This is a genomic window from Corynebacterium sp. c25Ua_89, from assembly GCF_047459735.1.
GTDB lineage: Bacteria > Actinomycetota > Actinomycetes > Mycobacteriales > Mycobacteriaceae > Corynebacterium > Corynebacterium simulans.
This window is the reverse complement of the sequence record NZ_JASBOD010000004.1, coordinates 188,492-201,271: the sequence shown is the minus strand read 5'-3', so window position 1 is coordinate 201,271 and position 12,780 is coordinate 188,492. Positions and strand designations below refer to the sequence as shown.

The 12,780-nt window shown below is 60.4% G+C and carries 10 protein-coding genes; 5 read left to right on the top strand and 5 right to left on the bottom strand.

Translation table 11 applies throughout. From position 1 onward, the window contains the following. Positions 1–49: 49 nt before the first annotated feature. The 5 genes from QKB66_RS08150 to QKB66_RS08130 all read left to right on the top strand — a co-directional run bounded on the left by QKB66_RS08150 (position 50) and on the right by QKB66_RS08130 (position 6,310). Entirely contained in the window at positions 50–754 is a 705-nt protein-coding gene (locus tag QKB66_RS08150; RefSeq protein WP_414253068.1) for a sensor histidine kinase, read from the top strand. Between the two features lie 9 nt (positions 755–763). Continuing rightward, positions 764–1,420, top strand: coding sequence for a response regulator (locus tag QKB66_RS08145; RefSeq protein WP_248093075.1), 657 nt, complete (start codon positions 764–766; stop codon positions 1,418–1,420). Between the two features lie 118 nt (positions 1,421–1,538). Then, positions 1,539–1,841 (top strand): rhodanese-like domain-containing protein, encoded by a 303-nt coding sequence (locus QKB66_RS08140; RefSeq protein ID WP_061924755.1) that lies wholly within the window; start codon positions 1,539–1,541, stop codon positions 1,839–1,841. Between the two features lie 65 nt (positions 1,842–1,906). After that, positions 1,907–2,359 (top strand): MarR family winged helix-turn-helix transcriptional regulator, encoded by a 453-nt coding sequence (locus tag QKB66_RS08135; protein ID WP_248093074.1) that lies wholly within the window; start codon positions 1,907–1,909, stop codon positions 2,357–2,359. Next, a complete protein-coding gene (locus QKB66_RS08130) occupies positions 2,360–6,310 on the top strand; it encodes a Pls/PosA family non-ribosomal peptide synthetase (RefSeq protein ID WP_414253067.1) in 3,951 nt (1,316 codons plus the stop codon). Positions 6,311–6,526: 216 nt separating this feature from the next. Here the strand turns inward: QKB66_RS08130 and ppk2 are convergent, their stop codons facing one another. The 5 genes from ppk2 to QKB66_RS08105 all read right to left on the bottom strand — a co-directional run bounded on the left by ppk2 (position 6,527) and on the right by QKB66_RS08105 (position 12,604). Next, positions 6,527–7,426, bottom strand: a complete 900-nt coding sequence (gene ppk2, locus QKB66_RS08125; protein ID WP_248093072.1) for a polyphosphate kinase 2 — start codon at positions 7,424–7,426, stop codon at positions 6,527–6,529. Between the two features lie 154 nt (positions 7,427–7,580). Further along, on the bottom strand, positions 7,581–7,712 hold the full coding sequence (locus QKB66_RS08120) for a hypothetical protein (RefSeq protein ID WP_282440130.1): 132 nt from the start codon (positions 7,710–7,712) through the stop codon (positions 7,581–7,583). 72 nt (positions 7,713–7,784) lie between these two features. Then, positions 7,785–7,973, bottom strand: coding sequence for a hypothetical protein (locus QKB66_RS08115; protein ID WP_248093071.1), 189 nt, complete (start codon positions 7,971–7,973; stop codon positions 7,785–7,787). A 670-nt stretch (positions 7,974–8,643) separates the two neighbouring features. After that, positions 8,644–10,290 carry a chaperonin GroEL gene (groL, locus tag QKB66_RS08110; protein WP_061924773.1) on the bottom strand — a complete coding sequence of 549 codons (1,647 nt, stop codon included), beginning with the start codon at positions 10,288–10,290 and terminating at the stop codon, positions 8,644–8,646. A gap of 292 nt (positions 10,291–10,582) precedes the next feature. Further along, a complete protein-coding gene (locus QKB66_RS08105) occupies positions 10,583–12,604 on the bottom strand; it encodes an OPT family oligopeptide transporter (protein WP_414253066.1) in 2,022 nt (673 codons plus the stop codon). Positions 12,605–12,780: the final 176 nt, after the last annotated feature.

Sequence of the window (12,780 nt, the reverse complement as noted above, 5' to 3'; positions counted from 1 at the left end):
AGTGCTGGCACTACCCTCGCTAAATTCCACCCTAGCTAAGCTGGAAACCGTGTTTCGCAATCGCAAAACTAAGTCCCAGCCCAGCCATGAGCAACGCCAGGCTGCGATCATCGCTGAGCTGACCGCCTCCAGGCGCGCCATCGCCGATGCTTACGAGGTCGAGCGCGCCCGCATCGAACGCGATTTACACGATGGCGCGCAGCAATACTTGGTGGCCGCCAGTATCAAGTTAGGCGAGGCCGAGTTAGACGCTGAGGATCCGGTCCTGGCGCTGATTCGGGAGGCCAAGCGCGATCTGGATGCCGGTTTGAACAGCCTGCGCGCTACCGTCCATGGCATTCACCCCCAGGTACTGCAGGACCACGGCTTGGTCGCCGCGCTTTCCGACGTCGCTTCTTCTTACGGCTCTCACATCTCCATCTTCGCCCCGCACCCGCTGCCGCAACTTTCCCCCAGCGTGCTCGCCGCGGGATATTTCTTCGGCACCGAAGCACTGACTAATGCCGCAAAGCACGCGCCCGGCGCACCGGTGAGCGTGCTTATTACTTCGGATGCCTCGCTGCATATCTCCGTCGTGGACGAAGGCCCCGGCGGGGCACGGGTAATACCAGGTCACGGACTCGCGGGAATGGCAGAAAGGCTAGCGGCATTCGGCGGCAGGATGCAGGTCCACTCGCCAGAAGGCGGGCCGACGAAGATCAATTGCGAGATTCCCCTGCTGCTTGAACGCGGCAGCAGCGGGCTGGCGGAGTAGGTGGCGGTTATGAGCGGTCTAAAGATTGTTGTCGCGGATGATTCCGCGCTGTTGCGAGAAGGCGTGGCCGGACTTTTGGAGCGGCGCGGCCACCACGTGGTGGGCCAGGCGGCGGATGCGCCGGAGTTAACCGCTCTGGTGGACTCGCTAGATGAGCTTCCCGACATCGTTATCACGGACGTGCGCATGCCGCCCGGGATGTCCGATGACGGGCTAAAGGCGGGCGTGGCCTTACGGCGCCGCTACCCAGAGCTGGCGGTGATGGTGCTTTCCCAGTACGTGGCGCCAGCGTATGCGGTGGAGCTTTTTGAAAACACCACCGCGGGCACGGGCTACCTGCTCAAAGATCGCGTCTCTGAGGTGGCGGACTTCCTGTCCAGCCTGGACGTGGTTGCGCAGGGCGGCACCGTCATCGACCCCACCGTGGCGCGCGCGTTGATGCAGTCAGGCCGCAGCGGCCTAGGCGAGCTGAGTCCCCGCGAGCGCGAGGTCCTGGAGCTGATGTCGCGCGGGCAATCTAACAAGGAAATTGCCACCGAACTCGTGCTTTCGGGGGCCGCCGTGGCCAAGCACGTGTCCAACATCTTTTTGAAGCTACGTTTGGATCCCAGCGAGGACAACCGCCGCGTGAAGGCCATCCTGGAGTATCTCTCCGCAAACCGCTAGCTCTCCCTTTAAGGCACATTTTGCCATCTAAGGCTGCGAAAGCTGCACTTTCAAGGGCACTATTTGGCAAATTGCGCATTAGAATCCCCCAGCTCGCCACACCGGTAGGCTGGGGCCTATGCAAAACGTTGAACCAAACCAGGTACCAGAAGGCGCACAGCTCATCGACGTCCGCGAAACCCACGAGTGGGAGGTAGAGCACGCCAAGGGCGCTACTCATATTCCGATGAGTGAAATCGTGGGGCGTCTCGATGAAATCGACGTCGACCGCGATATCTATTTGATCTGCCACGCTGGCGGCCGCAGCTTCCAGGTTGGCCAGTACATCGAGCAATCCCGCGGCTGGGATGTCTTCAACGTCCTGGGCGGCACCGATGCGTGGATTGCACAAGGCATGCCCACGATCTACGACGACAAGTAACACCAACTAGTGGGGAAAGACCCATAATTTAGGATTCTTAAGTTAGGCCGTCTAGTCTGGTTTGCATGGCTAGCACAATTTCAATCCCCAACGCACTTTTAGAATCTCCTTCCTTCCAGCTGGAGCGCCTCCGCCGCCGCACCCGCGACGGCGTCGAGCAAGCGCTCAGCACTCGGCAGACCACCATCCGCGAGTACTGGGTACTTACCTGCCTCGTCGATGGTGACGTTGCTTCCCAGTCCGCGCTCTCCGAGACCCTCGCGATCGACGCCTCCGACATGGTGCGCCTCATCGATTCCCTGGAGGAGCGCAACTGGGCCAAGCGCGAGCGCGACCCCAAGGACCGCCGCCGTCAGATCGTGGCTTCCACCAAGAAAGGCGTGAAGGCCCACAAGGAGCTTGCGGAGCTCGTCGCCGCAGCCGAGGACGAAGCCCTCGACGAGTCCACCTCCAAGCAGCTCAAGCACCTGCGCAAGCTGGCACGCGCCATCATGTCTTCAAGCGAGGGTGATGCTTAAATGGTGGAAGAGGACGCTAATACCGGGCGCCACGCGCTGCCCGAAGACCTTTTAGATTCCCGGCAGCCCGGCGCGGGCATCGTGCATGTTCCGGAGCAATACCTGTTGCGGGATCGCGCGCCGCGCGAGCGCACACTGTGGGACATCGTGCAAACCACTGCAGAGCTAAACCCGGACGCCGCCGCGCTTGACGACGGCGAGGTGCTCACCTACTCAGAGCTCATCACCGATGTCCAGGCATGGGCCGCCGAGCTGCAGGCCAACGGCGTCTGCCGCGGCGACCGCATCGGCATCCGCATGACCTCCGGCAAGCGAGAGCTTTATCTCGCGATTCTGGCCACCTTGGCTGCGGGCGCGGCCTATGTGCCGGTCGACGCGGACGACCCCGACGAGCGCGCCGAGATGGTCTTTGGCGAGGCCGACATCGATGGCCTGTTTACGGATGAGGGTTTCCGCTCGCTACGCCCTGCCGAGCGCGTAGGAAAGGACGCCCACCAGGGTGCACCGACGCCGGACGACACCGCGTGGATCATCTTTACCTCCGGTTCCACGGGCAAGCCGAAGGGCGTGGCCGTCACCCACCGCTCCGCGGCCGCTTTCGTGGATGCCGAGGCGGCGCTGTTTTTGGTCGATCACCCACAAGGCCCGCTGGGCCCCGACGACCGTGTGCTAGCCGGGCTGTCGGTGGCATTCGACGCTTCTTGTGAGGAGATGTGGCTGGCCTGGGGCCACGGTGCCTGTCTGGTGCCGGCGCCGCGCTCTTTGGTGCGCTCCGGCATGGACTTAGGCCCGTGGCTCATCCGCCGCGACATCACGGTTGTTTCCACGGTGCCGACCTTGGCGGGCCTGTGGCCGGCGGAGGCGCTGGACAATATCCGACTGCTCATCGTCGGCGGCGAGGCCTGCTCGCAGGAGCTGGTAGACCGCCTGGCAACAGACGAGCGTGAGATGTGGAATACGTACGGCCCGACGGAGGCGACGGTCGTCGCTTGTGCCCAGCGCATGGTGCCGGGCCAGCCAGTTTCCATCGGCTTGCCTTTGAACGGCTGGGACTTGGTGGTCGTGGATAAGCAAGGCTTCCCGGTGAACGTGGGCGAGGTCGGCGAGCTGGTTATCGGCGGCGTCGGCTTGGCGCGCTACCTGGATCCAGCAAAGGATGCGGAAAAGTACGCGCCGCTGGACTCGATGGCGTGGGAGCGCGCGTACCGCACGGGCGACCACGTCCGTCTGGAGGAAGACGGCCTGTATTTCGTGGGTCGTATCGATGACCAGGTCAAGATTGGCGGCCGGCGCATCGAGCTCGGCGAGGTTGAAGCCAACGTGGCGGCCCTGCCGAACGTCTATAACTCCGCGGTGGCAGTGCAGAAGACGCCGGGCGGCGAGTCCGTGCTGGTGGGCTACGTTTCCTTGGAGGATGAGGCGAAGGGCTTTGACGAAAAAGCCGCGCACGAGCGTCTGGCCGAGACCATGCCGGCTGCACTCGTCCCTCGCATCTGCGTGATGGAAGAGCTGCCGGTGCGCACCTCGGGCAAGGTGGATAAGAAGGCCCTGCCGTGGCCACTTCCAGGCGTTGGTGTAGAGGCCGCGGGCCTTACCCAGACCGAGCAGTGGCTGGCACAGCTGTGGGTGGAGACGCTGGGCGTTTCTGTCTCGGATGAGAACGCGGACTTCTTCTCCCTGGGCGGCACCTCGCTGGCCGCGGCGACGTTGGTAGGCCGCATCCGTGAGCGCTACCCCACCGTGGCGGTGCGTGACCTCTACGACCACCCGCGCCTGGGCTCGCTGGCCGAGCACATCGGCGGCGTCGAGGAGCGGCCTTCGGCTGCGCCCAAACGCACGGTGCGCAAGGTGGGCATGGGCACGCGCGTGGCGCAGACGCTCATCCAGATTCCAGTGATGACCTTGGCTGCGACTTCGTGGCTGACCTGGCTGCTACTTGGCTCGAATGTGGCGCACGCGCTCGGTGTAGATTGGGCGCTGACTACCCCGTGGTGGCTGGTTGCCGTCATGGTGGTGCTCTTTGCGACTCCGATTGGCCGCATCCCAATAGGCGGCATCGGCGCGCGCCTTATCACTGCGGGAATCAAGCCGGGCGACTACCCGCGCGGAGGCTCGGCGCACCTGCGTATTTGGGCCGCGGAGCGCTGGGCTGATGCCTCGGGCTCGCGCTCGATTGCGGGCGCGACGTGGGTGAACAACTACGCGCGCCTACTCGGCGTGAAGATTGGCCGCGGCGTGGACCTGCACTCTCTACCTCCGGTGACGGGTCTACTCAAGTTGGGCGACCACGCGGCTATCGAGCCGGAAGTGGACCTTTCTGGCTACTGGCTCGACGGCGACGTACTGCACGTTGGCGCCATCAACGTTGGCGAAGGCGCGCGCGTTGGTGCGCGATCTACCCTGCTACCGGGCACCAATGTGGGCAAGTACGCCCACGTGGAGGCCGGCTCCACGGTCACGGCTCGAAAAAAGATCAAGGACGGTCAGCGCTGGTCCGGTTCGCCCGCCAAGAAGGTAGGCCGCTCCAAGCACCGCTTCCCCACCGAGCCGCCGAAGCGCCGCCCGTGGTGGGTTGCGTTCTACGGCGCAACGTCGATCCTGCTGGCAATCCAGCCGGTGGTAGCTCTCGCTGTGGGCGCGGCCGTCGTTGTCGCAGGCCTTAGCATGACCGCGGGCAACGACTTCATCGGCTCGATTTTCTTCGCGCCGCTAGGCGCACTGGCGGCATTCGCCTGCTTCATGGCGCAGACCTGGCTGGGCGTGCGGATTCTGTCCATCGGCCTCAAGCCCGGTGTCTCACCGGTGCGCTCTGCGGCTGGCTGGCGCCTGTGGTCCGTTGAGCGCCTCATGGACGAAGCCCGCACGACGCTCTTCCCGCTCTACGCCTCACAGCTAACCCCGACGTGGCTGCGCTCGCTGGGCGCGAAGATCGGCAAAGACGTGGAGATTTCCACAGCAGTGATGATTCCGAAGCTGACGGACATCAAGGACGGCGCCTTCCTGGCCGACGACACGATGATCGGCGGCTACGAGCTGGGCGGAGGCTGGATGCTCACGGGCGAAACCAAGGTGGGCAAGCGCTCCTTCGTGGGCAACTCCGGCATCACGGGCCCGGGCCGCAAGCTGGGTAAGAACTCGCTGGTTGCGGTGCTCTCCTCGACGCCAAAGAAGTCCAAGGCAGGCTCGAACTGGTGGGGTTCGCCGCCGGAGCGCATGCGCCGCGTGGAGGCCAGCGTTGAGGGCGTGCAGGGCGAGTCCCTGACCTATAACCCTGGCTTCGGGGTGAAGGCGGCCCGCGGTCTCATTGAGACCATGCGCCTGCTCGCGCCGATGACCTCGGCGATGCTGTTGGCAGCAACGTTAGCCACCATGTACGTGCTTGTGAATACCTACGGCGTGGGCCTTGCCTGGGCTGTCTCTGGCCTGCTGCTTATGGTAATTGGCGCGGTCAGCATGGCTATCACCGTGGCCGTGAAGTGGATCTGCGTGGGCAAGCACCGCGCGGCCGACCACCCACTGTGGTCCGCGTTCGTGTGGCTCAACGAGCTGCAGGACACCTTCGTTGAGGCCGTCGCTGCGCCGTGGTTCTTCCAGCACACGCTGGGCGCTGGGGAGATCAATCTCGGACTGCGCGCGCTGGGCGTAAAGATCGGCGCGGGCGCCTGGATCGATTCCTACTGGTTCCCGGAGACGGACCTCTGTTACGTGGGCAAGGGCGCTTCCGTGGGCCCCGGCACCGTGGTGCAGACCCACCTCTTCCAGGACCGCGTGATGAGCTTGGATACCGTCACCATCGAAGACGGTGCGACCCTTGCTGCCCACTCGGTCGCACTGCCAGCATCGCTGCTTGGCGACGCCGGCACCGTCGGCCCCGGCTCGCTCGTCATGCGCGGCGACCGCGTGCCCGCCAACTCCGTATGGCAGGGCAATCCAATTGAGCCGTGGGGCTAGGCCCGGCCTGCCGCCGATTTTCCTCTGCGGAATAGACTGCGGCGGCATTTTCTCGACGGCGTGCCTGCCTAGATGCCAAATCGTGGGAAGATTTAACCATCGTAGGCCCACGGTTTGGCGCTTAGGGCGATAGGGCGCAAAGCAAAAGGCTGGATGCATCGTGCATCCAGCCTTTCGACGTTAGAGCCAACCTAGACCCTCACGGCGAAACAAACGTTAGTCACCAATCTGGTCACGGCCGCGCATAACGATGAGCGGATCCGGCTCGCCGACCAGTTCATGGTCCTTGTTGGTGTACTCAAACTTGGAGAGCACGTAGCGCATAGCGTTGATGCGGGCGCGCTTCTTGTCGTTGGACTTGATGGTAATCCACGGCGACTCTTCAGTATCCGTGTAGCGGAACTGCTCCTCCTTCGCGCGGGTATAGTCGTCCCACTTGTCGAGGGACGCCAGGTCCATCGGGGAAAGCTTCCACTGACGCACTGGGTCAATCTGACGAATAGCGAAGCGGGTGCGCTGCTCCTTACGAGTAACGGAGAACCACAGCTTGGTTAGGGAAATACCGGAACCAAGAATCATGTTCTCGAGCATTGGCACCTCGCGCAGGAACTCTGCGTGCTGGGACTCAGTGCAAAAGCCCATGACGCGCTCGACGCCGGAGCGGTTGTACCAGGAGCGGTCGAAGAAGACGATTTCGCCGCCTGCCGGGAAGTGCTGAATGTAGCGCTGGAAGTACCAGGAGGTGGACTCACGCGGGGAGGGCTTTTCCAGTGCGACGGTGCGCGCACCACGCGGGTTCAGGTGCTCGTTGAAGCGCTTGATGGTACCACCCTTGCCGGCTGCATCTCGACCTTCAAAAAGGATAATGTGGCGCTGGCCGGTTTCTTTGGTCCAGTTCTGCCACTTCAGCAGCTCGATTTGGAGCGCACGCTTGATGCTCTCATACTCATCGCGCGACATGCGCTCTTCGTAAGGGTAGTTCTCTCGCCAGGTTTCAATTGGCGAACCATCCGGCATGATGAGGGCCGGGTCGTCCTCGTCAGCATCGTCGACGACGTAGCCGTCGGTCTTAGCAAGGTCAATCTCAGGAAGTTCGTCGTCTTTAATTTCAGCCATACTCAAAAGTTTACCGGTCACCCAACTATTCGGCGCGTTAAATTACACTGCAACTCCACCGATTTACCCCTAAATCCTCCCCCGCCCAGACATAGCAAAAGAGCCCCACCTAGAAGGTGAGGCTCTTAGAAAATCGCTTACGCGATGGATGTTCTTAGACGAACATGCCGATCAGCTGGGAAGCGCCCTTAGCAATCTTGACGAGCGGATCGATCAGGGTTGCGTAGATGTTCAGGTCGTTTGCAAACTCGGAAGAACCGATTGCGAAGTTAATGAAGCCGTCCATTTTATCTCCTTAGGACTAGTATTTGAAGATTGAAGATCAGAACCTAAAAGGCCCCGATGAGAAGTAAATGATTTACTTGTTCTCAGCAATCAGGGAAGAGGTACCTGGGAAGAAATCAGCTGCCTCAGGCTCGGAGGACAGGAAGTCGAAGGCCAAGATGGTGTTCTGGAAGAAGGAACCAACGTTGCCCAGGATCTTGCCCCAGCCTTCCCAGGTGTCTACGAAGTTGTCGAGGTGGGTCTGAATGAGGGAGAGGTCCATATTGAACTCCTTGAATAGGTTTCGAGTATTTACACCCGAGGGTATTGCGGATTTGCAGACACCCTCTGTGGGCGTCACAAGTAACTATTTTGTCACACAGCGCTCAAAAATCAATCCGAAACTCTTAAGTTTTTAAGCCTCGGGAAAGCTCCCCATAGTTCCCAGCCGTCACTTTACACACAGTATCCTCTAAGTCATTTCTTACCCAAAAATTAATTGATACGCCTACTACCAGCGAGTTTTCTGACGGTGAACAGAAATGATCAAGCTCTTTGGAAAAAGTGTGTAACAAACATCAGAAACGCTCCGATGAACACTGTCCAAAATTCAGAAATTCAGCGGGAAATCGTTTTCAAAATTGCCCTAATGTGGGGGTGTACCAAAGGCCTCAGATTGGCCGTTTTCGCGTCCTCCCCGAGTTCCAGGCAGTCAAATAGAGGCGAAGGCACAACCAATCAGCCGCCATTCAGCCTAAAAAAGGGGCCACTGGCTGTGAAAATTGTTATTCAATGTGAAAGCTGAGGTTTGGAAGCGCACTTTTCATCTTTTCCGTGTAGCGACACGCGAAAGCGCCCTACGAGAGACGTTCTTTATCTCACGTAGGGCGCCTTAAATCGGCAGCATCTAGCTCGCACGGAGCTACATGGACGCCTTTGGAGGTTTGGCGCTATTAGAAGCCCATGCCGCCCATAGCGTCAGCGTCAGGCATGCCAGCGCCTGCACCAGCAGGCTGCGGCTTGTCAGCAACGACAGCCTCAGTGGTCAGGAACAGCGCTGCGATGGAAGCAGCGTTCTGCAGTGCGGAGCGGGTGACCTTGACTGGGTCATTAATACCAGCGGACATCAGGTCAACGTACTCGCCGGTAGCTGCGTTCAGGCCCTCGCCTGCTGGCAGGGATGCAACCTTGTCAGCAACAACGCCCGGCTCCAGGCCAGCGTTGTGAGCAATCTGCTTCAGCGGTGCAGACAGTGCCTCACGAACGATCTTGACGCCGGTTGCTTCGTCACCGGTCAAGTCATTCAGCGCATCCAGAGCGGAAGCAGCCTGCAGGAGGGCGACGCCACCGCCGGCAACGATGCCCTCTTCAACGGCAGCCTTTGCGTTGCGGACTGCGTCCTCAATGCGGTGCTTGCGCTCCTTGAGCTCTACCTCAGTTGCAGCGCCGACCTTCAGGACAGCAACGCCGCCGGCCAGCTTGGCCAGGCGTTCCTGCAGCTTCTCACGGTCGTAATCAGAATCGGAGTTTTCAATCTCAGCGCGGATCTGCTTGATGCGGCCGTCGATCTGCTCCTGGTTGCCAGCACCCTGGACGATGGTGGTGTCATCCTTGGTGACAACAACCTTGCGTGCCTGGCCGAGGTACTCAATCTCCGCGGTCTCGAGGGAAAGGCCAACCTCTTCGGAGATGACCTGGCCGCCGGTCAGGATAGCCATATCCTGCAGGGTAGCCTTGCGGCGGTCGCCGAAGCCCGGAGCCTTAACAGCAACGGACTTGAAGGTGCCACGGATCTTGTTCACGACGAGGGTGGACAGTGCTTCGCCCTCAACGTCCTCGGCGATGATCAGCAGCGGCTTGCCGGTCTGCATGACCTTCTCCAGCAGCGGAACGAGGTCCTTGATGTTAGAGATCTTGGAAGAAACCAGCAGGATGTACGGATCCTCGAGGACTGCTTCCTGGCGCTCCATGTCGGTTGCAAAGTAGCCGGAGATGTAACCCTTGTCGAAGCGCATACCCTCGGTTACCTCGAGGTCCACGCCGAAGGTGTTGGACTCTTCAACGGTGATAACGGAGTCCTTGTTCACGGAGCCGTTACCCACGGTGTACATAGCCTCAGCGATCTTGGCGCCGATTGCCGGGTCAGCGGCGGAGATACCAGCGGTGGTAGCGATCTCTTCCTGGGTCTCAATCTCCTTAGCGGAAGAAAGCAGGGAGTCAACGACTGCCTTGGTAGCGGTCTCGATGCCGCGCTTGATGCCCATCGGGTTGGAGCCTGCTGCAACGTTGCGCAGACCCTCGCGTACGAGCGCCTGTGCCAGAACAGTAGCGGTGGTGGTGCCGTCACCGGCAACATCGTCAGTCTTCTTTGCTACTTCCTTAACCAGCTCAGCGCCGATCTTCTCATAAGGATCTTCCAGCTCGATCTCGCGAGCGATGGAGACGCCATCGTTGGTGATGGTCGGAGCGCCCCAGGACTTCTCCAGGACGACGTTACGGCCCTTTGGGCCGAGGGTGACCTTTACTGCGTCGGCCAGCGTGTTCAGACCACGCTCAAGGCCGCGACGTGCCTCTTCATCGAAAGCAATAAGCTTTGCCATTGTGTTTGTGCTCCTTGATTTGTTTAGGACGACACTCACGTCTGTATCTATACGGACGCCCGCGACGGCACGGCTGGTGAGTGTTAACCAGCCTCAACCACATAGATGAGATTTTCTGGCACTTACCCGGTGGGAGTGCTAGCGACCATTCTGGCACTCGACCACTACGAGTGCAAGGAAAGACACGAACGCCCTCCAGTACGTTCGCTGTGAGCGTTCCAGAGGGGGTTCGTGTCAGAAATTAAGTTGCGGAGTTTGCGGAGGCTCCTGGGTTCTTCGCGTTTTCGCGGTTCTACTCGGCCTTCTTCACCTTCTTGGCGGTCCAACGGTAAATAAAGCCCAGGACTGCGATGAACAGGATGAGGCCGAAGACGTTGGCGGAGGTGCCACCTTCGAAGATCTCCAGCGGGGACTCGCCACCGGCTGCCGCGATGATGGCGGCATTGACCACGCCGAACAGAGACTCACCAACGATGAGGCCGGTTGCCAGCAAGGTACCCATGCGCTTGGAGAAGTCCGGATTAGCCTGCCTTGCCGCCCACTTGTCGTAGAAGTAACCCAGGATTGCGCCAATCGGGATGATGATGGTCAGCGCGGCCGGAAGATACATGCCCATGCCCACGGCCAGCGGGGACAGGGAGAACTTCTTGGTGGTCTTACGCAGAACCTCATCAATAACAATAAGAACCGCGCCGATGACGGCACCGGTGAAGATAAGGCTCCAATCCAGGGAGTTATCGAAAATGCCCGATGCCACCGAAGACATCAGCGCAGCTTGCGGGGCGGCGAGAGCATCCTCGCCCGCGCCTTCCATGCCTTGGAAGCCGAAGCCGTCGAGCATGATCTGCAGAATCGGTGGAATGACAACGGAGCCGAAGAGGACGCCAATAATTAGCGCAACCTGCTGCTTCCACGGTGTCGCGCCAACGAGCTGACCGGTCTTCAGGTCCTGCAGGTTGTCATTCGAAATCGTGGCGATACCGAAGACGATCGCCGCGGTGAAGAGGGTATAAGCCACCAGCGAAAGCGGGTCCGCGCTGCTGCCGCGCGTGACTGCAGCAATCAGCAGCGAGGCAGACAGCACGGCGATGATGCCAACGGAAGAAATCGGCGAGTTAGACGCACCAATCAGGCCGGCCATGTAGCCGCACACGGAAGCGACGATGAGGCCAACCAGCAAGGTAAACAGCACCGAGACTGTAATCAGCACGCCCATGTGCTCGTGGATATCCGTGCCGCGTACGAAGTCCCACAGCAGTAGCGCAATCGGAACCATCAAGATGACGATGGTGCCAAGCACGTACGGGAACGGGATGTCGCGCTCGGAGACGTCGACGGTGTGGCCTTCCTTGCGTTTGCGGGAGGAAGCCAGAGACTCAGAAATGCCCTTGATGATCGGGCCGGTGATCTTGATCAGCGTCCAGATCGCGGCGATGGCCATGGCACCAACACCGATGAAGCGGATCTCGCCGGAGAAAACGGAATCGACGGTATCAGCCAGCGCAGTGGCGTCTAGGCCAGAGACGTCGCCCGCAGTGTGCATCGGCAGCAGGAAGAAATAGGAAATGATGACGCCGATGAGCATGGCAAAGCCGACGGCCGGGCCAACGAGGTGGCCCACACCGATGAGAGCCAGCGACAGCGAAGTACCCAAGGTGGTGGCACCAGAACCCAGCTTGAAGTAGGTCGAGACTGAGGAGGCTGCAGCCTTCATCGCAGCCAACAGCGCCATCACCGCGGAGATAACGCCGCCAACCAAGATGACGCGCAAGCCCTGGGCGTTTTCTTCCGCAGCGGCTTCCGACGCACCGTTACTATCGCCTACCTTGAGAACCTCAGCGGCGGCAACGCCCTCCGGGTAGGGCAGGTCAGAGCCGGTAATCAGCGCGCGGCGCAGCGGGATCGAGTACATCACGCCGAGCACGCCACCGATGGCGCAGACAGCTGCGGTCTCCCAGAAGCTAAATCCCTTCCAGTAGCCCACCATGACCAGGCCTGGCAGAACGAAGATGATGGCAGAAAGAGTGCCGGCCGCAGAAGCAATGGTCTGCACAATGTTGTTTTCTTTGACATTGTGCCCGGCAAAGCGGCGCAGCACAGCCATAGAAATAACGGCTGCCGGAATCGAGGTGGCGAAGGTCAGGCCGACCTTGAGGCCGAGATAGACGTTGGCTGCGGTAAAGACCAACGTGATGAGTCCGCCGATTAGGATGCCGCGCAGCGTCAGCTCGCGCAAAGAACTTGCATCATTGCCGGTTGCCCCTGGTAAGTGGGACGCAGAAGCGGGGGAAGCCTGGACGGCGTCGTGTGCCATGCCGAGACCTTTCTAACGAGAAACCGATGTGAAGGTATGTGTATTTAATTATCGGAATTAAATATTCATAGAACTCTAGTTCACCCGGGCACGATCTCAAACGATCAGTCAATACTAATTTTCAGACAGGTTCTCCAAACGGCACCTGGCGTGCGTGTCCAAGCCTGCGAGTATGT